Raw genomic sequence first — 25,871 nt, 5'->3', positions numbered from 1 at the left:
AAGGTGCTCATAAAAATAAATAGTTTAAAGCGGCAAAATTTTAATCGCTAATGCCCCTTAGAGATTAAAAAGACCACAAAATTAAATACCATGAAAAAACCTACTATTCTAAAAATTGCATTATTACTGCTGTTGTTTTTACAGGCAGATATAGTATTTTCTCAAACGTATAAGCCTTTTAATAAACAATACAGTACGCGACTTAGAGGAGATATTATTAACATTGGAAATAGTATACTTAACAGAGGTACTAAGAAATCTGATGGTACTTATAGTGTCAGTCCGAACACGCCTTTTAGCGGTACTACTAGTAGTGATACCAATGGTAATTTTGATATGTACTATATCAATGTTGATGCTGTATCGAATAACACTGAGAAAATATTCAGTTCGAGTAGTGCTACTCTTACAGTACCAAATAATATTGCTCCTGCTTCTCCTTGCTATAGAGTAGCTTATGCCGCTTTGTATTGGTCAGGTATTTTAAGATCACCAGCAGATAGAACAAAAATTAAAAACGTAAAAATTAAGGTTCCCAATACCACTAATAGTAATTATCAGGATCTAACAGGAACTGTTATTTGGGATATTGACAAGAATGCCGATGGTATTGCTGATTCTGGAGGAAACAAAACACAAGCTTATGCCTGTTTTGCTGAAGTTACATCGTTATTAAATCCTACTAACCCAAATGGAGTTTATACCGTAGCCAATGTACAAGCGACTGAAGGTGTAAAAAATACAAATGGTTCAACAGGTTTGGCGACTGGATGGTCTCTTTTTGTTATTTATGAAGATAATTCATTACCAACCAAATCAATTTCTACTTTTAATGGATTTTTTGGGATAGGTAGTAATGCAGGTCCTATTAGTACAACGGTTAATGGTTTTACTACTCCAGATCTAGGTGATGTTAATGCAAGAGTCGCATTTTCAGCTCTTGAAGGGGATCAAAATTATTCAGGTGATTACCTTTACATTAACAGTAAGTCTATTACGACAACACCAAGTTCGGTGAGACCTGTTAATAATTTCTTTAAAAGTTCAATCACAACTTCTAATGGTGTATTTACAGATAGAAATCCTAATGGTACCAATACTTTAGGTTTTGATGCCGGAGTTCTTGATATTACGCCCCAAAGTGGAATTATTCCAAATAAAGCAACATCTGCACAAATCACCATAGGTACAAATGTGGATGTTTATATCAATTATTTTTTGGCTTTTTCGGTAGATGTTATTGCGCCAAATATAAAATTGATAAAGAAGGTACATGATGCGACTGAAGTTGATGCAGAAAATAAAAATGTAACCTTGGGTCAGGAGTTGCGATATACTTTATCATTTAAGAACAGTGGAAATGACAGTGCAACTGAATTTACGATAACGGATCAATTACCAACAAACACCAATTTTAATTTTCCAGCAGATATTTTTAAGTTGCCTACTGGAATGACCATAGCTAACAATGTTACCTATAATGCCGCAACTCGAACTATAACATTCAAGATACCAAATAGCTTGGTTGAAAAAAATGATCCAGAAGAGACTATTCGTTTTAAAGTTAAAGTGGTAGATGATTGCGCTTCATTGATAGATGCTTGTAATAATGTTATTAGAAATTCTGCGCTTACAAGCTATCGCGGTAACCCTGCGGCAGGTGGAGGTGGTAATGGTACTCTATTTGGAGATACGAGTTATGCTTCTGCAAATTCTTGTAATGCTACACCTCAGTCTACAAATTTCCTTGTAGGTTTAGATGCTTGTAAAAATAGTAAAGCAGAAATCTGTTTGACAGATATGCAACTTTCTGCGGCTGGTGGCTACACTACTTACAAATGGGCGACAAGCTCAGCTTATAATCCGGTTTTAGGGACAAATCAAAAACTTACGATTACAGGACCGGGAACATATTATGTTTATAGTACAAAAACAGGTTGTCCTGATTTCGAACAAATTATTACTGTAACAGATGGAGGTGGTGTAAAAACCAATCCAATTATTAAGTATGCAGATAATAAAGATTCAAATGGTGTAATTGCTCCTTGTGATATTGATGGAAAGCCATTGCCAAAAATATTCCTTTGCGGGGCCAATGATTCAAGACTTTTTAATTTAGAGCTTCCATCAGCTACGGTTGTATGGGAAAAAACGAGCTGTGTTCGTCCTCCACTTTCAGAGTTATCTGATTTGTGTGCTGATGAGAGAGCAAGTTGTACTTGGGTATCAGCAGGACCAAACGGTTCTCTTTTTACACTTACTGAAGCAGGTTATTATAGAGTAACGATTAGTTCAGGAGGATGTGTAAACAAATTTTATTTTAATGTCTACAAAAGTGATGTTGCTATAAATGAAACGCACAAAAATATATCATGTACAATTCCAGGAAGTATTACAGTTGATAAACTTACCGGTTACGAGTTCAGTTTGACTCATGTTCTTATTCCGGCATCTAGTTCTACTACAACTGCTTGGGGAGACAATAATGTTTTCAGCATAACAACTGCCGGTAATTACATTGTAAACTATAGATTAAAAAATGTTAACCCGACCTGTATTTATAAAACGGCTCAAATTATAATCGCAAATGATGCCTTTAAAGCGGGTATTGATAATCCGAATGAAAACCCACTTTGTTTTGGTGATAAAGGAACTATACAAGTAAGTGCTACAGATGGATTTACAAATTATTTCTTTACGCGTTACGAGGACGGTGTTAAAGTGGAAGATGTGGGGCCAGTAGGTAAAACTCATACATTTACAAATTTAACTCCAGGAAAAACATATAGAATTGTAGTTTTCACTAAAAATCTAGACGGATCAGTTAACTGTAGTGACGAGGTAAGCAAACTTATTCCTAATCCAAATGCGGCAATAACCGTTACATCTTCAGTTGTAAGATCTCTTACTGCTTGTGAAGAAGGTTTGTATCGAATCACAGCTAGTGGTGGCACACCTCCTTACGCATTTTTTGTAGACGGTTCTGCAACAGAATATGCATCAGATGAAAATGGAAATACGGTTGCAAATTCAATTTTATTAAATACGCCTACTGCAAAAGAGTATACTATATTAGTACGTGATTCTAAGACATGTACGACTACATACAAATTTACAGTTCCAGCTAATCCTAAACCGGATTATGTGGTTGTCGCTACTAAAATTGTTTGTGCAGATGATAATGCACAAATTAATGTCAACGTGAGTGATGCTCATGGATATACAGTAGAATATAGTTTTGATAATGGTGCTACATTCGGTTCAAGTCCAACACTTTTAAATGTAAAAGCTGGAACTTATCAAGTAGTTGTTCGATATAAGTTGTCAGATAGTACTGTGTGGTGTACTGATCCTGCTCAACCTATTACAATTTTACCATCAACAAGTACTTTAACAGCTTCTGGTGGTGTTGCTGAATTAATGGGATGTACACTTTCAGGTACTGGAGGAAAATTAAGAATTACAAATGTAACAGGCGGTAAGTCGCCTTATCAATATAGTTTTGATGGCGGTGCATCTTGGCAAGCAGAAGCATGGAAAGATGTAGCTGTAGCCGGCCCTTACATCCTCGTAGTTAGAGATAGTGATGGATGTAAGTACCAAATACCTTATGATGTAATTTTAGATCCAAAACCAGCAGATCCATCTCTAGATCCAATTAATGTGGTTTATAATTGTACTGGTACAGGAAGAACTACGGTAACCGTTAATAATCCATCAAATGGAAATTATTCTTATGAATATTATTTAGATGGTGTTGCAAATACACCTATTACAAATAATGTTTTTGATAATGTATTATCAGGTAGCCATAAGATTACAGTTAAATATAAATTAGAAGATGCTAGTACATTTAGTAATTTATTAAAAGAAGATTTCGGAAGAGGAGCACCAACTACAAGCCCTGGTATTGCGGCGGCTTATTGTTTCAATGATCAGAGAGTTGTTGGGCCATATCCATGTGATACACAATCAGTAGAAGACAACCAATATTCAGTAGCAAGTTTCTTCTGGAGAAATGATACAGCATGGTATCCATTTAAAGACCATACTTCTAATGGGTCAGTTGCAGACGGAAGATATTTATTAGTAAATATTGGTGGTGCGGCTGGTCTTGATGGAGTACTTTATAGCAAACCAATAGCGGACGTTATTCCAAACCAACCGGTAAAAGTAGATCTGGCTGTTGCCAATTTATTAAATCTTGGTCAACCCGGTGGGGCTCCGATTGTTAAATTTCAATTAGTCAATCCTTCAGGCGTAGTTGTTGCTGAAGCTAACACAGGAAAAATCGCTGAAGATCCATATGATCCAAACAGAACAAAATGGGTTGAAATTCCAACAATCTCTTTGAATCCGGGACCAAATACAAACCTTACTTTTGTTGTTCGCTCAGGAAGTGTGGTGTATGGAGGTAATGATTTATTAATTGATGACATTGCAGTTTACCAATTGCCAAAAACATGTTTAGCAGAGAAAGAAATCACTTTTGATGTTGGAACAGATAAAGCATTTGATGTATTAGAGCCAACAATTCAGGATGTTGCTTGTAATGGAGGTAGTACAGGTTCTATTACTATTACAGCTCAAAACTTTAATGGAAGTTTTTATTATTCTATAAATGGAGGAACGCTACAAAGTTCTACGACATCTCCAAAAACGATTAGCGGATTACCAGCAGGACCTTATACCGTAGTTGTACAAAGTGACTTAGCAGGTACTTGTTCAGAATCATTTAGTAAAACTATTGGATCTGCATCTGCTATTACTGTTAGCGCTACTGTTACTGCTCAGCCTAAATGCGGAACAGGAACTACACTTACAGGGGCTACAATTACAGCTTCTGCTTCAGGAGGAACAGGACCTTATACTTATGAACTAAGAGGAGCAGACGGTGTTACAGTAATTGCTGGCAACGCTTTCCCTCATTCTAATATTTTTACAGGTATTGCACCTGGAACTTATACTGTTGTCGCTAAAGATGTTAACGGATGTCCTTCTGGAGTTTCTACAGCTGTAATTGTAAACACACCTACGGCTCCAACTGCAAGCTTGAATGCTAGTTCTGATTTATGCTATGATTCAGTAAACAAAGCAACTATTGTGGTTACTGCTACAGGAACCGGAACTTTAAGTTATAGTTTAGATGGTGCGGCGGCAGTGGCATCTAATACATTTACAGGTGTAGGTGTTGGTACGCATAATGTTGTAGTTACTGACAGTGCAAATAATTGTACTGCTACAGTTAGTGGTATTATTGTAGCTCCAGCCTTAGATGCAAAAGCATCAGTTACTAAACCATTAGATTGTAATACTGCAGGAGCAACAATTCATGTTGAAATCAGCGGTGGTAAAACAACTTATAAATACAAAGTTAAATCAGGATCTGGTTCTTATGGATCAAGTACACCTGTTACGGGAACAGCATTTGATTACCCAGCACCAGGATCTGGAGTATATACATTTGAAATCTCTGATTCAAACACTCCAACTGCTTGTACATTTGAAGTAAGTGCTACAGTAGATGCGATAACGAACCCAACAGTTATTGCTACTCCAACACAAGTTACTTGTTTTGGCGGAACAAATGGATCAGTTACGCTTTCTGGCTCAGGAGGTTCAGGAGGTTATACTTATAGTTTTAATAATAGTGGATTCACTCCTACAGCGACTTATTCAGGTTTAAAAGCTGGAGTTGCTTACCCATATCAAGTAAAAGACAACAAAGGATGTATTTCAACTCCAGGATCTATTACTTTAACAGAACCACCAGTGGTTCAAGGAAGTATTTCTGCTACAGACATTACGTGTGGTCCAACAGGAACTGTTCCGGCTGTAGTTACTGTAACAGCTTCCGGTGGAACAGGAACTGGGTATCAATATAGTTTTAATAACGCTACAAGTTTTACAACTACAAATACTTTCCCAACTACAGCCGCAGGTTCTACTGTAACAGCTTATATAAAAGATAGTAATAATTGTCAAATAGGTCCATTAAGTATTACTATTGGAGCATTTGACCAAATTACAGATATTACAATAACTGATAACGGTTATGATTGTTCTACAACTCCAGCAGGAGGTCACGTTAATATCGGCGCAGTAAAAGGCGGTGTATCAGCACCTATTCGTTATCAAATAATTTCTGGTCCAGCCGGATATAGTACTGCAACAAATTCTGATGGTGAATTCAAAGGATTGGTTCCTGGAAGTTATGTTTTCCAAGCTACCGATATTAAAACAGGCTGTTCATTTACGAAATCTTATACAGTCAAAGGAGTACCTGATATCACTACAGGAGGATCAATACTTACTTCTATCAAATGTTATGGAGGTACAGGTACAATTCAGTTCACTGTTAATGGAGTTAAGAGCAGATACGATTATGTTATCAAAGATGGTTTAGGAAATACTATTCAGAGTGCAAATAATTTAGTTGGATCATCAAATACAACAATTACTGTAAGTAGTGCATTAGCGGCAGGTTCTTATACTATTACTGCGACAGATAGAACAACAAAATGTACATCTACTTATACAGTTACTTTAACTCAGCCAAATAATGCAGTAGATGTGACTGCAACAGCGACGAACATTACTTGTAGTAAATTTACTTCAGTAATTACAGCAGTAGGATCTGGTGGAACACCAAATTATTCGTATGCAGTTGTAAAACAAGGATCTCCAGCACCAGCGGCAGGAGCTTATACTACAAATGCAACAATGACAGTTGACACAAACAACGGTAATGATCGTAACTGGACAGTTTATATAAAAGATGTGAATGGATGTCCAGATACTGTTAATGTATCTATTCTTATGGATGCTGTTCCGACGGTTACGGCAACTTTAGACAATCAATGTACAGGTTCTGGAAATAAATTCAGAATTACTGCAACAGCAGGTGGAACGAACTTAGTAACTCCTTTGACTTATGGAATCAACGGACCTACAGGTTCGTTTGGACCAGATAATTTCTTTGATGTTGCCGCAAGTGCAACTCCATATACTGTTTGGGTTAAAGATGCAAACGGATGTACTGCTTCAGCAACACCAATTACAGTTTATCCACAATTAACAGCAACAACTGTTGTTAAAGAATTAGATTGTTCGGCTACACCGAATGCTACTATTACAGTTAACGCTAATGGTGGAAGAACTGCATATAAATACGAAGTTTCGACAAACGGAGGAACGAGCTATTCTCTAATGGCATCAAATGTTTATACAACTTCAGTTGCTGGAACATTCAAGATTAAAGTTACAGATGCTAACGGATGTACTTTTGTGGTAACCGAAACGATACAATCAATTTCAAATCCAACAGCTTCAATTGTTACACAAAGCAATGTAAGCTGTAACGGAAAACTTGACGGATCTGTTACTATACAAGGTAACGGAGGTTCAGGCGGATTTAGTTATAGTAACAATGCTACAACAGGATTTGGATCAAACGCTACTTTCACAGGTTTAGGCGCTGGAGATTATACTTTCTATGTAAAAGATTCTAAAGGATGTGTAGGAAGTGTTCCAGTTAAGATTACACAGCCAGGAACATTGACAGTTTCGGCTACTACTGTTGGCTTCACTTGCGAGCACTACAAATGCAAAAGTTGCCGGTTCGGTTACGATCAATGCGCCAGTTGGAGGTACAGGACCATTCCAATACAGCTTCAATGGAGGTGCTTACGGTTCGGTTCAGACTTTGGCGGTGAGTGACAACGGAAGCGACCAAACGATCAATTATTCTGTCAAGGATGCAAACGGCTGTATCGCAAACGGATCGGCGACATTGAATAAATTAAATTCTCCAAAAATCAATACGGCAGTGGCATCAGCTGTTACTTGTACAGTAGGGACGAGCACGGTTACGGTGACTACGACTGCAGGTACAGGAGTGGGGACATTGACATATGCTATTATTGCTCCAGCTTCTGCAACAAGCAATACAACGGGAGCTTCTAATGGTATTTTTACAGGTTTGGCACCTAACGCCACTCCATATACATTCAGAGTTACTGATGCAAACGGATGTTATGACACCAAATCGGTTACGGTAAATCCGGTTACTCCAATCGGAATTACTGCAACAAAAAATAATGATGCAAAATGCAAGGGCACTTCAACAGGAAACGGAACATTCACAGTTTCTGGCTATGCAGTTGCAACAGATTATACTTATACATTGACGGCAGGAGTGCTTGGCACAGGCACTTTGACAAAAGCTGGAAATACATTGACATTGAGCAATGTTGCGGCAGGAACTTATACTGTGGAGGTAAAAGACAATGCTACAAATTGTACCAATACAGCAAGCATTACAATCAATGAGCCAACAGCTGTTTTGGATGTAACAGCTGTGGCGACAAAGATCAACTGTAATAATGACAATGCAGTTATTACAGCAACGGCAACTGGCGGAACGACAAATTACAGCTACGCAGTTAAGCAGGGAGCTGTGGCTCCGCTTGCTTCAGACTATGGAGCAAACAATGTTCTTACAGTTGATACGAACAGCGGGGCGAACATGAGCTGGACTGTTTATGTAAAAGATGCAAACGGATGTACAGATTCATTCCCGGTTTCATTATCGACAGACCCTACGCCGTCAGTTACGGCGGTATTGAGCAACCAGTGTACAGGAACAGGAAGCAATTTCACTATTACAGCTACAGGAAGTTCGACTGATCCAACCCTTTCAGCAAGTTTGGTTTACGGCATCAATGGCATAAACGGCGGCTTCAGCACAAACAATGTTTTCAATGTTCCGGCTGGAACTTATACCGTTTGGGTTAAAGATGCAAACGGATGTACAGCTACGGTCGCGCCTATTACGGTAAATCCTCAATTGACAGCTGTTGCCAATGTTACAAAACAATTAGATTGTACTGCTACACCAAATGCGGCTATTACAGTTGACATTACTGGCGGAAAATCTACATATACATATAAAGTTGATCCAGGAACAGGAGTTTATGGGTCAAGCACTCCGGTTACAGGAACACAGTTTGTGTTTACTGGAGCTTCGACTGCTACAACTTATAATTTTGAAATTACAGATTCAAACAACCCTACAGCATGTAAGGTTATCGTTTCTGCTACTGTAGCTCCGATCACAAATCCTACGGTTACTGCGACACAGGTAAATATTACCTGCAATGGAGCAAACAACGGATCGGTTGTGTTGACTGGAGCAGGCGGATCTGGCGGTTATACTTACAGCAATGCCTTGGCGGGTACTTATGCGGCTACAAATACTTTCACTGGACTGACTCCAGGCTTGCATACTTTCTATGTAAAAGACAACAAAGGATGTTCAGGCCAAGTTGATGTTACTATTTTAGAGCCAAATGTATTGACGATTTCGGCTACTACAGTTGGCTTCACTTGCGACACTACAAATGCAAAAGTTGCCGGTTCGGTTACGATCAATGCGCCAGTTGGAGGTACAGGACCATTCCAATACAGCTTCAATGGAGGTGCTTACGGTTCGGTTCAGACTTTGGCGGTGAGTGACAACGGAAGCGACCAAACGATCAATTATTCTGTCAAGGATGCAAACGGCTGTATCGCAAACGGATCGGCGACATTGAATAAATTAAATTCTCCAAAAATCAATACGGCAGTGGCATCAGCTGTTACTTGTACAGTAGGGACGAGCACGGTTACGGTGACTACGACTGCAGGTACAGGAGTGGGGACATTGACATATGCTATTATTGCTCCAGCTTCTGCAACAAGCAATACAACGGGAGCTTCTAATGGTATTTTTACAGGTTTGGCACCTAACGCCACTCCATATACATTCAGAGTTACTGATGCAAACGGATGTTATGACACCAAATCGGTTACGGTAAATCCGGTTACTCCAATCGGAATTACTGCAACAAAAAATAATGATGCAAAATGCAAGGGCACTTCAACAGGAAACGGAACATTCACAGTTTCTGGCTATGCAGTTGCAACAGATTATACTTATACATTGACGGCAGGAGTGCTTGGCACAGGCACTTTGACAAAAGCTGGAAATACATTGACATTGAGCAATGTTGCGGCAGGAACTTATACTGTGGAGGTAAAAGACAATGCTACAAATTGTACCAATACAGCAAGCATTACAATCAATGAGCCAACAGCTGTTTTGGATGTAACAGCTGTGGCGACAAAGATCAACTGTAATAATGACAATGCAGTTATTACAGCAACGGCAACTGGCGGAACGACAAATTACAGCTACGCAGTTAAGCAGGGAGCTGTGGCTCCGCTTGCTTCAGACTATGGAGCAAACAATGTTCTTACAGTTGATACGAACAGCGGGGCGAACATGAGCTGGACTGTTTATGTAAAAGATGCAAACGGATGTACAGATTCATTCCCGGTTTCATTATCGACAGACCCTACGCCGTCAGTTACGGCGGTATTGAGCAACCAGTGTACAGGAACAGGAAGCAATTTCACTATTACAGCTACAGGAAGTTCGACTGATCCAACCCTTTCAGCAAGTTTGGTTTACGGCATCAATGGCATAAACGGCGGCTTCAGCACAAACAATGTTTTCAATGTTCCGGCTGGAACTTATACCGTTTGGGTTAAAGATGCAAACGGATGTACAGCTACGGCCGCGCCTATTACGGTAAATCCTCAATTGACAGCTGTTGCCAATGTTACAAAACAATTAGATTGTACTGCTACACCAAATGCGGCTATTACAGTTGACATTACTGGCGGAAAATCTACATATACATATAAAGTTGATCCAGGAACAGGAGTTTATGGGTCAAGCACTCCGGTTACAGGAACACAGTTTGTGTTTACTGGAGCTTCGACTGCTACAACTTATAATTTTGAAATTACAGATTCAAACAACCCTACAGCATGTAAGGTTATCGTTTCTGCTACTGTAGCTCCGATCACAAATCCTACGGTTACTGCGACACAGGTAAATATTACCTGCAATGGAGCAAACAACGGATCGGTTGTGTTGACTGGAGCAGGCGGATCTGGCGGTTATACTTACAGCAATGCCTTGGCGGGTATTTATGCGGCTACAAATACTTTCGCAGGACTGACTCCAGGCTTGCATACTTTCTATGTAAAAGACAGCAAAGGATGTTCAGGCCAAGTTGATGTTACTATTTTAGAACCGACAGCATTGACTACGACGGCAAGTGCGCCAGCGTTTACTTGTAGTGCGACAAATGCTAAAGAGTCTAAGACATTGACTATTGTAGAGCCTACTACTGGAACATCGCCATATCAGTATAGTTTCCAAGGTGGCGGATATTCTACTGTTAGAACTTTGACAGTAAGCGATACAGGTTCCCCACAGACAATTAATTACTCGGTAAAAGATAAAAACGGCTGTATTTTTAATGGTTCAGTTACTCTTACGCCATTAAATCCACCAACTATTCAGAATATTGTTGGAACGGCTGTTACTTGTAATGCTACTTCAAGTACGGTTACTGTTACAAAAACTGCAGGAACAGGTGTTGCTCCAGTTGTTTATAGTATTACAGGACCAGCTTCTGCGGTAACAAGTAATACGACAGGTGATTTCACTAATTTAGCACCAAATGTTACTTATACGTTCAGAATAACAGATAACAATGGTTGTTATGCAGAACAATCTTATAAAGTTAATCCAGTTACACCAATTGCTGTAAATGGAAGCGTTGTAAGTCATGTAAAATGTTTCGGAGTTAATACAGGAAGTGGTTTATTTACCGTTTCTGGATTTAGCGGAACATACAAATATAGTTTTGATGGAGGAGCAACAGAAGTTCTTAATCAAAGCGCAAGTACAATCAGTTTAACAAATCTTGCGGCTGGAACATACAATGTTTTAGTTACAGATGAAGTTACAGGCTGTTTTGCAAACAGTTCATTTACAATTGTACAGCCAACAGCCGCATTAAGTGCATCTTATGTTGCTGTAAATGCAAACTGTAATGTTGGTACTTCAAAAGTTACAGTAACAGCTACAGGAGGAACTGTAGCATACAAATACTCATTTGTACAAGATGGCTTCCCAATGGGAACATTAACAACTTCAAATGTTGCTAATTTAGATCCTATAGTTAATAAAAACTGGGACGCTTATGTTGTTGATGCAAATGGATGTCAAATAAAATTAGATATAGCAATTGACACTGATAATGCTCCAACAGTTACGGCTACTGCCGCAGGACAATGTTTAGGTGTTGGTACTTACACTATTACTGCTTCAGGAACAGGAAAAGCGCCGTTGACTTATAGTATTACGGGTGCAGGTTCTGGTTTTGGTTCTTTAAATACTTTTACAGTAACTGCTTCAGGTACTTATAATGTTTGGGTAAAAGATGGTAATGGCTGTATCGCTCAGACTACGGTACCAGTAATTGTAAATGATAAATTGACGATTTCTGCTCAATTGACAAAAGACGTAACATGTTCTGGTGCAACACCAGCTACAATTACTTTAACTGCTTTAGGAGGTTCAGGTACTTATTCTTATAACTATACAAGTACACCAGCATCTGCAACAGGAACTTTTGTTGGAAATGTTTTCACAACAAGCGATGCTCGCTGATTTTATATTCACGGTAACTGATACTAAACTTTGTACAGCAACAACTACTGTCGCTGTTAGAACTACAATACCAGTTAATCCTGAAGTTACGGTTTCGCTTGGAGCCGCAATTAGTTGTAGTGGTGATTCTTCAGCTTCATTGAATGTTGTTGTGAATCCTTCTAAAGGTCAAGCACCTTTTGTTATTGATGTTTATAATAATACTTTAGGTATTGATTATTTTACAAGAACTTCAGGTCTTCGTGCAGGTTCATATACTATTACAGTAACCGATGCAAAAGGCTGTACTGATGTTAAGAATATTAATATTAATGAGCCATTGCCTTTAACTGTTACTTGGGATAAGACCGACATGCGTTGTGACGCTAGTACCGGCGGAGTATCAAAAGGTGAAATTATTATCCAATCTGTTACAGGTGGAACAGGACCTTATGATTATTATGTAACAGGTATTAATGGATATAGTGCTCAAAGGCTTGGTATTGATGGTTCTACTGTAGTATTTCAAGTAGTAGACTTCGGTTATTATCAAATTAGAGTGGTTGACACAAATGGTTGTTCAGTATTTAAGGATAATGTTCTTATTGCGGCGCCAGTAACAGGACTTGATATTGATATTGATACAAGTGCAACTTGTGGAGCTACAGGTGGTTCAGCTACTATCACAATAAATAGTACATATGCAGGATCAGGACCATTCTATTTTAATATTTATAAAGGTGTCGCTTGCTACTCCTCCATTTACTGCAGTTAATGTAGATGGATGGATTGGAGAAAGTTCTCCTGGACAAGCTATATATAGTGGATTAACACCAGGGGTTTCATATACTTTTGTTGTTTATCAAGTTACGACAGGATGTTATTATTTCCAAGCGGCTCCAGATCCAATTCCTACACATTCTGCTTTAGAGGTAGTAAGTGAGGTTGCAAGTAATATTACTTGTAAAAATGCCGCTGACGGAAAAGTTACTTTCGCAATTAAAAATAATTATCCTACTGTACCAGCTCCAGGAGCTTCTGTAGATGTGTCTTACTCAGTAAGGGAAGCATTTACAAATAGAGAAATTATTGCTCCTACAACAATACCTGGATTAGCCGCAGGCGCAACATCTGCATCTATAACCATAAACCCATTAGCAGTTGGAACGTATTATATATTAGCTGAAGAAACCGTAGGTCCTAATGCTGGATGTTCAGTAGTTTCAGACAGTTTTACTATTAGAGAATCTGCATTGCCATTAACTCTTACAGCTTCAGCGACATCAAAAGAAGACTGTAATAATTTGGCTGTAATTTCTGCTCAGGCTAAGGATGGAACAGGTCCATATCATTATATGGTTTTACCTGGAGCTTCAGTCGCGCCTTTGGCAGGTGATTCAGGATGGGTAACTACTAATACTTTTACAAGAGCGGGAAGTATAGCAGGAACTCCATACAATGTATACGTTAAAGATGTATATAATTGTATTCAAACTGTGGCGGTTACAGTGTATAAATATGATACACCATCAATAATACCACCAGCACAATTCTGTTATGCTGATGCTCCATTTACAATTTCGATTGTAGGAAGTCAAGACGCTACTATTGTGGGTGCTCCAACTTATAGTGTAAATGGAAGTGCTTATCAGGCTTCTCCAGATTTTACATTTAATGCGTCTGGTACTTATAATTTATCTATTAAAGACGGTAAAGGCTGTATCTTTACAGTTCCATATATAGTAGAACCTAAATTATTGTTAGATGTTAAATTAACAAGAGAGTTAAGCTGTATCGTTGGAAGTGAAAAAGCTCAATTTACATTGACGCCTTCTGGTGGACATGGTACAAATGTGTATTCATACACAGTAAATGGCGCACCAGGTACAGATCCTTTCGTAGGAAATGTATTGACGACTGTCGCTGTAGGAACTTATGTATTCACAGTAACTGATAGTGAAAGTTGTACAGCTAATTTCACGATTGATTTAGATGATATTCCAGCAATTGTATTTAATGCAGTTCCTACAAACTTAACTTGTAATGTGAGTGCCGATGGAACTATTAAAGTTGATGTAACAGGTGGAGTTGGTCCGTTCGAATATCAGTTGGAGAGAGGCGCGACAATAGTTCGAGGTTTCTCTAGTTCAAATGAGTTTACAGGATTAAGTGCCGCAACAAATTATGTTGTTACTGTTCGTGACGCAAAAGGTTGTACGCTTACAGATAATGTAATTATTACACAGCCTACAGTTTTATCTGCAACGTCTTCAATTACAACAGATTTAGTTTGTACAGCAGGTAATAATCCATCTAAAGCAGTAGTAACGGTTGTTCCTTCAGGAGGAACTGGACCATACGAATACAGTTATGATAATGGAGTAAATTACACTTCAGATGATACATATGAGACATATGCTGGAGTTACCCTAAATGTGCTTGTTAAAGATAATAACGGATGTATATTTACTTTAGTAAACGGAGTAAACGTACCAGCATTGAATCCTCCGACGGATTTGACTATCCAAACGACAGTACCAGATACATGTCTTGCCGATGCTACAGTTGAGATCACAGCTCATGTAGGCGGAACAGGCACGCTTTATTATGAGATTCTATCTCCAATAACAAGAATTAAACAAACAACTACAACATTTGCAAACTTGGCGCCGGGTACTTACGTATTCCAGGTTACAGATGCAAACGGATGTACATATACAGAATCTCATACGGTAGATCCTGTTGTGAATATTACGGTTTCAAGCACATTGCTTGCAAACGTTTCTTGCAACGGAGGTTCTAACGGATCAGTTCAATTTGATGTTGCTGACCATGCAAGCGGATTTACTGCAATGTTAATTGCTGGTGCAGGAACGCTTTCAACAACAGGAAACGTTGTGACAGCTACAGGATTGGTGGCAGGAAACTATACATTGGAAGTTACCGACACGGCTACAGGCTGTAAAGCTACAGCAAGCATGACTGTTACAGAACCGGATGCATTGGCGTTGGCGATCGACAAGAACAAGAATGCAAACTGTAGTTCTGATGCGAAAGTGAGCGTAATCGCTACCGGCGGAACAGCTCCTTACGAGTATTCATTCGTACCGGCAACGGCTACAGGTCCTGGAACTTATTCGACTTCAAATGAAGCTTTATTGAATCCTGCAACGACTACAAGCTGGAAAGTTTATGTACAGGATGCTAACGGTCGCGTTATCGGAACACCGCTTCCAATAACTATCGAAAGCGACGATGCTCCAACAATCACTGCTCCGGCATTGATCTGTTTTGTAGGAACATCTACTAATGTAACGGTTACTTACACATCAGACACGGATCTTGCAACAGCACCGATGTTCAGTGTAAACGGAGGAAGCTTCCAAGCTTCGCCAACATTTGCAATCAATGCTCCTGGAACTTACAATTTTGTGATCAAGGACGAGAACGGTTGTACAGCTTCAGCTTCATACGAAGTTAAGCCTCAGGTTACTTTGCAGGCTGATCTAGTTCAAGATCTGACTTGTGTTGTAAACGGATCAATTGTATTGACTCCAAACGGAGGAACAGGCACTTATACTTATGAAGTAGACATCGACGGTGGCGGCTATAACCCGGCTACAACGCCTTATACAGCTACAGTTGACGGAAGCTATACTTTCAGAGTTACAGATTCGCAAGGATGTCCAGCAGTATCGAATGTTGTTGTTGTGACTCCTAAAACAACACCAACGGCTTCACCAGTAGCTACGGCTGTGAAATGTGCAGGAGACAGCAACGGAAGCATTACAGTTACGGTCGCTGACGGAATTGCTCCATACAAATATCAATTATCTAAGGCAGGCGCAGTTGTTGCGGCCTTCCAAGATTCAAATATTTTCTCTGGCTTGCTTGCAGGTACAGATTACACTGTAGAGGTTAGAGATGCCAAAGGATGTATTTCAGCGGCGGCTCCAATTACAGTTGGAACACCAACAGTGTTGACAGCTAGTTCTTCGATTACGACGACTTTAGATTGTACAGCTGGAAATGCGCCTTCAACAGCGGTTGTTACAGTTACAGCATCAGGCGGAACTGGAACATACGAATACAGTTATGACAATGGAGCGAATTATTCTAATAATGCTACATATGCGACTTCTGTAGGAGCAAGATTTGACATAATTGTTAGAGATTCGAATGGCTGTTCAGTTACGATCACTGATGGAGTGAACGTACCAGCATTGAATCCTCCAACTGATTTGACTATCGTAACAACAGTACCAGATACATGTCTTGCTGATGCTACTGTAGAAATTACAGCTCATGTAGGCGGAACAGGCACGCTTTATTACGAGATTCTATCTCCAATAACAAGAATTAAACAAACGACTACAACATTTGCAAACTTGGCTCCAGATACTTACGTATTCCAGGTTACAGATGCAAACGGATGTACATATACAGAATCTCATACGGTAGATCCTGTTGTGAATATTACGGTTTCAAGCACATTGCTTGCAAACGTTTCTTGCAACGGCGGTTCTAACGGATCAGTTCAATTTGATGTTGCTGACCATGCAAGCGGATTTACTGCAATGTTAATTGCTGGTGCAGGAACGCTTTCAACAACAGGAAACGTTGTGACAGCTACAGGATTGGTGGCAGGAAACTATACATTGGAAGTTACCGACACGGCTACAGGCTGTAAAGCTACAGCGAGCATGACTGTTACGGAGCCGGATGCATTGGCATTGGCAATCGACAAGAACAAGAATGCAAACTGTAGTTCTGATGCCAAAGTGAGCGTAATCGCTACCGGCGGAACAGCTCCTTACAAGTATTCATTCGTACCGGCAACGGCTACAGGTCCTGGAACTTATTCAGCTTCAAATGAAGCTTTATTGAATCCATTGACGACTACAAGCTGGAAAGTTTATGTACAGGATGCTAACGGTCGCGTTATCGGAACACCGCTTCCAATAACTATCGAAAGCGACGATGCTCCAACAATCACTGCTCCGGCATTGATCTGTTTTGTAGGAACATCTACTAATGTAACGGTTACTTACACATCAGACACGGATCTTGCAACAGCACCGATGTTCAGTGTAAACGGAGGAAGCTTCCAAGCTTCGCCAACATTTGCAATCAATGCTCCTGGAACTTACAATTTTGTGATCAAGGACGAGAACGGTTGTACAGCTTCAGCTTCATACGAAGTTAAGCCTCAGGTTACTTTGCAGGCTGATCTAGTTCAAGATCTGACTTGTGTTGTAAACGGATCAATTGTATTGACTCCAAACGGAGGAACAGGCACTTATACTTATGAAGTAGACATCGACGGTGGCGGCTATAACCCGGCTACAACGCCTTATACAGCTACAGTTGACGGAAGCTATACTTTCAGAGTTACAGATTCGCAAGGATGTCCAGCAGTATCGAATGTTGTTGTTGTGACTCCTAAAACAACACCAACGGCTTCACCAGTAGCTACGGCTGTGAAATGTGCAGGAGACAGCAACGGAAGCATTACAGTTACGGTCGCTGACGGAATTGCTCCATACAAATATCAATTATCTAAGGCAGGCGCAGTTGTTGCGACCTTCCAAGATTCAAATATTTTCTCTGGCTTGCTTGCAGGTACAGATTACACTGTAGAGGTTAGAGATGCCAAAGGATGTATTTCAGCGGCGGCTCCAATTACAGTTGGAACACCAACAGTGTTGACAGCTAGTTCTTCGATTACGACGACTTTAGATTGTACAGCTGGAAATGCGCCTTCAACAGCGGTTGTTACAGTTACAGCATCAGGCGGAACTGGAACATACGAATACAGTTATGACAATGGAGCGAATTATTCTAATAATGCTACATATGCGACTTCTGTAGGAGCAAGATTTGACATAATTGTTAGAGATTCGAATGGCTGTTCAGTTACGATCACTGATGGAGTGAACGTACCAGCATTGAATCCTCCAACTGATTTGACTATCGTAACAACAGTACCAGATACATGTGCTTGCTGATGCTACTGTAGAAATTACAGCTCATGTAGGCGGAACAGGCACGCTTTATTACGAGATTCTATCTCCAATAACAAGAATTAAACAAACGACTACAACATTTGCAGGCTTGGCTCCAGATACTTACGTATTCCAGGTTACAGATGCAAACGGATGTACATATACTGAATCATATACAGTTGACCCAGTAATCAATATTACGGTTGCAGGTGAACTTGTTAAAAATGTTTCTTGTAACAGTGGATCAGATGGTGTTATCAAGTTTACAGTAGGAAATAAAGCTGGCGGTTATACTGTTTCTTTAAATTCTCCTTTAGGAACTCTTACTCAAGTGGGTGATGTAGTTACTGTTACTAATTTACCAGCAGGTTCTTATACACTTACAGTTACAGACGCTATTACAACTTGTACTAATACAGCAACTGTTGTTGTTGATGCGCCTGCAGTTTTAGGATTAAATATAGTTTCTCAGACAGCGACAAATTGCTACTTAGGTGCAGTAGTCACTGTTCAAGGAACAGGTGGAACTCCAGCTTATAAATATGCATTTGTTCATGCTGGCGACACTCCTTTAGCTACTGATTTCAGTAGCACAAATTATGCAGTATTAGATCCTGCATTTGCAAATTGGGATGTTTATGTTATGGATGCTAACTTAATTTGTTCAGCAGTACGCAATGTGACTATTATTAAACATGATGCTCCGACGATCAATCCAAATGCGAATGTATATTGTTATACTGGTGGACCAGTTCCAATTACAATTACTGGAACAACGGATTCTAGAATTACAACGCCACCAATGTACAGTATAGGAAATGGTTATTATGCTAGACCTGATTTTACATTGAATGCACCAGGAACTTATGACTTTTATATAAAAGATGGTAATGGTTGTATAGCACATGAAACATATGTATTAAGACAAGAATTATTGATACAAGCGACTCTTACACAAGATTTGAACTGTACATCTAATGATGCGACAATTACATTGTCTGCAACACAGGGGACAGGTACAGGAACATACGCTTTCGAATATGATCGTAATAATAGTGGAGTATTCCAACCTGTTACTGCGTTGCCTTTTGTAACTAGTACACCTGGAACTTATACATTTAGAGTTCAAGATGCTTCAACTTGTCAAGCTGTTTCTGTACCGGTAGTAGTGACGCCGCTTACTATTCCAACATTTACTACTTCGGCTGTAAATGCATTATGTCAAGGTGATTTAAATGGAAGTATTACAGTAACAGCATCAAATGGAGTTGCGCCATACAAATACAGCATTAACGGAGGAAGTTTTGTGAACTCTAATATTTTTGCTGGATTAGGAAGAGGAACTTATGCAATTGCGGTTATGGATGCGAAAGGATGTTCTTCAGCCGCAGTTAATGTTGATATCACAGATCCAGTTGTTTTAACAGCGACAAATGTTGTTACTCAGTTTGGTTGTGATGCTTCAAATAATGCTAAAGATGCAATCGTTACAATCAATGCAACGAACGGTACTTCACCATATAGCTATAGTTTTGATAATGGTGTGACTTTTGGAACTTCACCATCGCATGTAATAAATGCCGCAAGCACGATTAACTACGTGGTAGTAGATATAAATGGATGTAGAGTTTCTGGTTCAGCTACTGTTCCAGCTTACAACCCACCAACGAATTTCAATATGACGGCTTCGCCAATTTATTGTAATACAGCAGGTGGAGTTGCGACTCTGACTGTAAATTCAGTAACAGGAGGTGTTGCACCATACAATTATGCTATTATTCAGCCGGTAGCATCGGCAACTTCTAATACAAGTGGAAGTTTTGCTAACTTATTGCCAGGAACTTATATAGTTAGAGTTACAGACAACAATGGTTGCGAGCACTTTAAATACAATTGAAATTAAGAAAGCTAGCGAAATTAATGTTGAAGCTCAATTATTGAGTGATGTACTATGTAATGGAGGAATAACAGGTTCAATCGCATTTACAGTAAGTAATTACATTACAGCTGGAAATTATGATTTTGCATTGTCTCCAAATAACGGAACATTTACTCAAACAGGAGATGTGATCACTTATACAGGATTAACAGCCGCAAATTACACTTTCACGGTTACGGATAGAACTTCTGGATGTACAGATAATGTGACTAACTTCTTAGTTAATCAGCCAACTGCTCCATTAAGTTTTACAATGAACGCGACAAACATTTCTTGTAATAATAAAAATGCTACTATTACAGTGACAGCCGCAGGCGGAACACCTGCTTACAGTTATGCTCGCTGTAGTTAGCGCAAGTGTCTGCTCCAACAACGTTTACTGCTGATAACAAATTAGTAGTTGATACGAATCTTGGAACTGCATGGGATGTTTATGTAAGAGATCTTAACGGATGTAATACTTTGGCTCAAACTATAAATATTTTGACTGATGCGCTTCCAAGTGCAATCACTGCAAATGTTACTAGTCTATGTCCAAGTGCAACAGGAACTTATGAGATTGTTGTTTCTGCTACAGGTAAAGCGCCTCTAGAATATAGTATTGGTGGTGGATTCCAGTCAAGCCCATCATTCCAAGTAAATTCTTCAGGATCTTATGATGTAACGGTTAGAGATGGAAATGGATGTGCAGTTACGGTTACAGGTGCAGTAAACATTCAAGGAGCTCTTGATTTACAGTTAGATATTCAGCAATTGCCAAGCTGTGATTTCCCTAATAGTGGCCGAATCGTAGCTAAAGCTACTGGAGGTTCTGGAAATTATAGATATACTTCAGGTGCTTATATTCCTGTAGTTGCTGGAACAACTGCATCATTCAACACAATGCCAGCAGGTTCTCATACAATAACTGTTGAGGATTTGACAACTGGATGTAAAGATGTTGTTACTGTTGAATTATCAGCGCCAACAATTATTACAGGTCTGAGCTTGCAGAAAACAGATGTGAAATGTGCAGGTGGTTCTAATGGTTTAATCATTGTTAACTTGGCACCAAGTGCTCCTGGTGTAAATGATAATCCAATCTACAAATACACGTTAACAGGAACTACTGTTGGTGGAGTTGCGGTGAGTATAGTTGGCCAAGAATCAAATGTTTTTGATAACCTTCAAGCGGGAGATTATACAGTGAGAGTAACTTCAGGAAGAGGTTGTAATGCTCAAGTAGATACAAGAATTAACCAGCCAAGTGCACTTGTAGTTAATGCTCCAACAGTTACACCTTTTGGATGTACTGCAGGAACAAACACAACAAACTTTGCAAGAATTACGGTTAATTCAGTTTCTGGTGGAACGACTCCTTATATTATTTATGAATTCAGTAAAAACGGAACAGTGGTTCAAAGTAGCAGTTCAAATGTTTACGATGAAACGGATCTTGCTGGTGGATCTTACTCTGTAAGAGTAGTAGACAGCAATGGTTGTGATGCTACAACAACTGCTCCGATAACAATAGGGTCTTTCATTACAATGACTGATTTAAATGTTAATGTGGTTGCTCCAATTACTTGTGTTACAAACGAAACTATTCAGGTTTCTGTAACAACAGCTGGCGGAACTCCTACAGGATTAGTTTATACAATTGCTGGTATAAATGGAACAGTTTTCAATCAGACAAATCCAACGGGATTATTCTCTGGATTGCCAATTGGAGGCTATGCATTAACAGTCTTTAACCCAACAACAGGTTGTACAATTAAAGACTACCACTATGTAAATGATGCAAATAACTTTGTAATCAATGCAACGCCTGTAAATGGTGAGGTTTGTTACGGAGTCGCTGATGGAAGTGTAGACTTATTGTTTGTGGATAATCAATTAAATCCAACAAATGATGCAGGTGCATTTACCTATACAATTACTGGTCCGGTACCAAGTTCGGGAAGTTCTACAACTGCAGGTCCAGTTAGAGTTTCAGGATTATTGGCAGGTCAGTACACTGTAACGGCTAAATTGATAAACAGCCCAGAATGTACAGTAACAACGGTATTTAATATTAAACAACCTATAGAGCAATTAGCAATAACTAAAGTTCAAACACCAATTACTTGCGTTTCTGGTAATAATGATGGAACTATTTCAGTTGCGGCTTCTGGAGGATGGGATACAGATTATCAATATGAATTAGTTGGTCCAGTAAGCAAAACATACTCAACTGAAAATGTATTTACTGGTTTAACTGCAGGTACGTATACAATTAATGTTAAAGACGGAAAAGGATGTATTGCAACAACAACTGCTGTTCTTGCTAATCCAGCTCCAATAGTGTTTAATGCAACGCCAAGCGCAACAATGTTGTCTTGTCATGGAGATAAGAGTGCTGTGATTACAGTTTCTCTTCCAACAGGCGGTCAGGGAAGCAATTATTTATACACATTAAATACGCTTTCTGATAACCCAATGAGTGTTGCAGGTCCACAACCAAGTCCTGTATTTACAGGATTAGGAGCAGGTACTTACACAGTAACAGTAACTGACGGATTTAGTTGTTCAGCTACATCTGCTCAGATTGTGATTAGCGAGCCAACAATTGTTGAAGCAAGTTTAGTTCAAGCTAAAACAGCAACTTGTCAGACTCAAGCACAGCTTACATTAAGTGCTATTGGAGGAAAAGCTCCTTATACTTATAGTACTGATGGAACAAATGTTTTAGGAACATTTACTTCATCTGTTACATTTAGTGTTGCTCCTGGAGTTTACAGCTACTATGTTAAAGATGCTAATGGATGTACAGGATTTATTTCTAATGGTATTACTGTAGAACCAGTTATTCCATTGACGGTTGATCTAGATGTATCTAGCGCAATAGTGAGATGTAAAGGAGATGCAACTGCAATTTTAATTGCCGAAGGAAAAGGTGGTTTAGGAAATTATATTTACACATTGTATAGCGGTACTACAGGTACAACAATTGTACGTCCTGCTCAAAACAATGGTTCATTCTTAGACTTGCCAATTGGTTTCTATAGAGTAATGGTTACAAGTGGTTCTGATTGTAGTATCGTTAGTGCGCCGTTTGAAATTACTGAACCAACGGCTCCATTTGTCGCGAACTTTGTTCAGAAAAACGTTAGCTGTTTTGGAGAAAGTAATGGTAGTATTACGGTTACTGGAAGTGGAGGTACTGGAACATTTAAATATTCAATTTCTCCAGATTCTGATCAGTTTGATACTAAAAATGTATTTGAGAACTTAGCAGTTGGTGATTACACTGTAATTGCGATGGACGAAAATGGATGTAATGAAGTACGTGTTATAACAATTACACAACCACCATTGCTAAAAGCGACATTGGTTCCAAATACAATGATTCCTGAAGCTTGTTCTGGTGATAAAAATGGAGCATTTAGTGTTGAAATCAGCGGAGGTACTCCTTCATACAGTGTTAGTCTAGATAAGGAGAATGGTCCATTTACACAAGGAGCAGTAGGTCAGACAATTTTTGACTTTATGAATCTGTCAGGTGGAGCACACAAAGTTTACTTCAAAGACTCGATGAGCTGTTTAAATGTTATCGATATCATTATGCCGGATGCAGTAACGCTTAATCCAACGAATGAGGTATCTTATGAGTGTGTGAACAATGCAAATGCAAACATGGTTATAGTAGATCCAGGTTATGCGGATCATAGCCAAATCGATTATCGTCTTGACGGTACAGGAACAATTACGACAGACAATGTCTTTACAAACCTTAGCCCAGGTAATCACACGATTACTGTAAGACATACTAACGGTTGTACGGCAGATACTAGTTTCGAAATTAAAGCTATTCAGCCATTAACACTTGCTTTATCTGCAGGTAAACCTGAAATGAATATCATTTCAGTAACTGCAACAGGTGGAGCACCAGCTTATGAGTATAGCTTCAACGGAGAACCATTTACATCTTCTAACACATACAAAATCTACAAATCTGGAGATTATGTGGTAGTAGTGAGAGATCAAAATGGCTGTACGAAGACTATCACTGTTCCAGCGATATATGTTGATGTTTGCTTAGACAATTACTTTACGCCTAACGGAGATGGTGTTTATGATACTTGGGGACCTGGTTGTACTAATATTTACAACAATCTTGAATTCTCAATCTTCGATAGATATGGTCGTGTAATTGCTAAATATCACTATGGTCAAAAATGGGACGGAAGATACAATGGAGAAGAATTGCCTTCAGGTGATTATTGGTATGTTCTTAAACTAAATGACGAGAAAGATGCAAGAGAGTTTGTTGGACATTTCACATTATACAGATAACAGAATTTGAGCCCCAATGATGTTATCTAAAAAAATTATTACAATGAAAAAGTTTATTTTATCCCTAGTACTCATGGCTGTAACAACAAGTTACAGCCAAGAGTTAAACCTACCAGTGTTTACACAGTATTTAGCTGATAACCCGTTTGTGCTTTCGCCTGCTTATGCTGGTATTGGAGATAACCTTCGAATAAGAGCCAATGGTTTGACGCAATGGGTCGGTATTAAAGATGCGCCTGAAAACCAATCTTTATATGCCGATTTTAGAATCTTAGATCGTTCTGGGGTTGGAATTTCGCTTTACAATGATAAAAACGGATACACAAGACAAACTGGTGCTAAAGTTTCGTTTGCGCATCACTTGATTTTGGATTATTATGCTAAAATGTATCTGTCTTTTGGTATTTCGTATAACTTCAACAGTTTCAGAATTGATATCGATGAGTTTAATAATACAATTGAGCATCCAATTCTTGATCCATCGGTAACAGATAATCGTTATACAGGAAACAACAACTTTGACCTTAGTGCATTGTATCGTTATAAGAACTTTTATTTGAGTTTCAATGCCAACAACGTTTTAAAGAAAAACGTTGATAAATACCGTGGAGTTGAGCCTAACTTACTATCAAATTACCAAGTTTACACAGGGTATATTTTTAACGATGGAGAAAATAGACGAATCGAATACGAACCATCTGTATTCTTTCAATACTTTGCAAGTGATAAACGTTCTACTACCGATTTCAACTTCAAGTACAGACGTTACAACCGTTACGAAGATTACTATTGGGTTGGAGTTTCGTATCGTATGTTGAATGACCAGTTTCCAAAACCATTATCAGTTGGGCCAATGGCAGGTTTCATGAAATCTAGATTTTACTTCGGATATTCGTACCAAGTCATGTTCAACGATCTTGGAAATTATAATACAGGTACTCACGTAGTAACCATAGGTTTTGATTTCTTGCAGGCTATCAGTAACTGTCCTTGTACGCAGAGTCCAGTTCACGATTAATAAGAACAAAACCATTTCTTAGGCGAAATAAGCCATTATTACAAA

At 39.0% G+C, this 25,871-nt stretch carries 8 protein-coding genes; all 8 read left to right on the top strand.

The window, feature by feature from the left end:
* Nucleotides 1–90: 90 nt before the first annotated feature.
* The 8 genes from ACQ9BO_RS02330 to ACQ9BO_RS02295 are packed head-to-tail and all read left to right on the top strand — an operon-like array spanning nt 91 to nt 25,826.
* Entirely contained in the window at nt 91–7,719 is a 7,629-nt protein-coding gene (locus ACQ9BO_RS02330) for a hypothetical protein (protein WP_431243490.1), read from the top strand.
* On the top strand, nt 7,712–12,571 hold the full coding sequence (locus ACQ9BO_RS02325) for a beta strand repeat-containing protein (RefSeq protein WP_431245052.1): 4,860 nt from the start codon (nt 7,712–7,714) through the stop codon (nt 12,569–12,571). Before ACQ9BO_RS02330 ends, ACQ9BO_RS02325 begins: the two co-directional genes overlap by 8 nt.
* A complete protein-coding gene (locus ACQ9BO_RS02320) occupies nt 12,561–13,325 on the top strand; it encodes a hypothetical protein (protein ID WP_431243489.1) in 765 nt (254 codons plus the stop codon). The genes ACQ9BO_RS02325 and ACQ9BO_RS02320 overlap by 11 nt, the downstream gene beginning before the upstream one ends.
* Nucleotides 13,252–18,558, top strand: coding sequence for a beta strand repeat-containing protein (locus ACQ9BO_RS02315; protein WP_431243488.1), 5,307 nt, complete (start codon nt 13,252–13,254; stop codon nt 18,556–18,558). The genes ACQ9BO_RS02320 and ACQ9BO_RS02315 overlap by 74 nt, the downstream gene beginning before the upstream one ends.
* Nucleotides 18,548–20,452 carry a SprB repeat-containing protein gene (locus ACQ9BO_RS02310; protein ID WP_431243487.1) on the top strand — a complete coding sequence of 635 codons (1,905 nt, stop codon included), beginning with the start codon at nt 18,548–18,550 and terminating at the stop codon, nt 20,450–20,452. The genes ACQ9BO_RS02315 and ACQ9BO_RS02310 overlap by 11 nt, the downstream gene beginning before the upstream one ends.
* Nucleotides 20,424–20,846 carry a hypothetical protein gene (locus ACQ9BO_RS02305; RefSeq protein ID WP_431243486.1) on the top strand — a complete coding sequence of 141 codons (423 nt, stop codon included), beginning with the start codon at nt 20,424–20,426 and terminating at the stop codon, nt 20,844–20,846. Before ACQ9BO_RS02310 ends, ACQ9BO_RS02305 begins: the two co-directional genes overlap by 29 nt.
* A gap of 5 nt (nt 20,847–20,851) precedes the next feature.
* Nucleotides 20,852–24,808, top strand: coding sequence for a T9SS type B sorting domain-containing protein (locus tag ACQ9BO_RS02300; RefSeq protein WP_431243485.1), 3,957 nt, complete (start codon nt 20,852–20,854; stop codon nt 24,806–24,808).
* Between the two features lie 43 nt (nt 24,809–24,851).
* Nucleotides 24,852–25,826, top strand: coding sequence for a PorP/SprF family type IX secretion system membrane protein (locus tag ACQ9BO_RS02295; RefSeq protein WP_235832270.1), 975 nt, complete (start codon nt 24,852–24,854; stop codon nt 25,824–25,826).
* The last annotated feature ends 45 nt before the right edge of the window (nt 25,827–25,871 follow it).

Source organism: Flavobacterium sp. P21 (genome assembly GCF_050632225.1).
Taxonomy (GTDB): domain Bacteria; phylum Bacteroidota; class Bacteroidia; order Flavobacteriales; family Flavobacteriaceae; genus Flavobacterium.
Note: the sequence above shows the minus strand (reverse complement) of the source record. Positions and strands in the feature narration are given on the sequence as shown.

Excerpts from the sequence above, each read along its gene's own strand:
- ACQ9BO_RS02330 (WP_431243490.1), top strand. The coding sequence starts at position 91 with ATGAAAAAACCTACTATTCTAAAAATTGCATTATTACTGCTGTTGTTT.
- ACQ9BO_RS02320 (WP_431243489.1), top strand. The coding sequence starts at position 12,561 with ATGCTCGCTGATTTTATATTCACGGTAACTGATACTAAACTTTGTACA.
- ACQ9BO_RS02315 (WP_431243488.1), top strand. The coding sequence starts at position 13,252 with ATGCAGGATCAGGACCATTCTATTTTAATATTTATAAAGGTGTCGCTT.
- ACQ9BO_RS02305 (WP_431243486.1), top strand. The coding sequence starts at position 20,424 with ATGGTTGCGAGCACTTTAAATACAATTGAAATTAAGAAAGCTAGCGAA.
- ACQ9BO_RS02295 (WP_235832270.1), top strand. The coding sequence starts at position 24,852 with ATGAAAAAGTTTATTTTATCCCTAGTACTCATGGCTGTAACAACAAGT.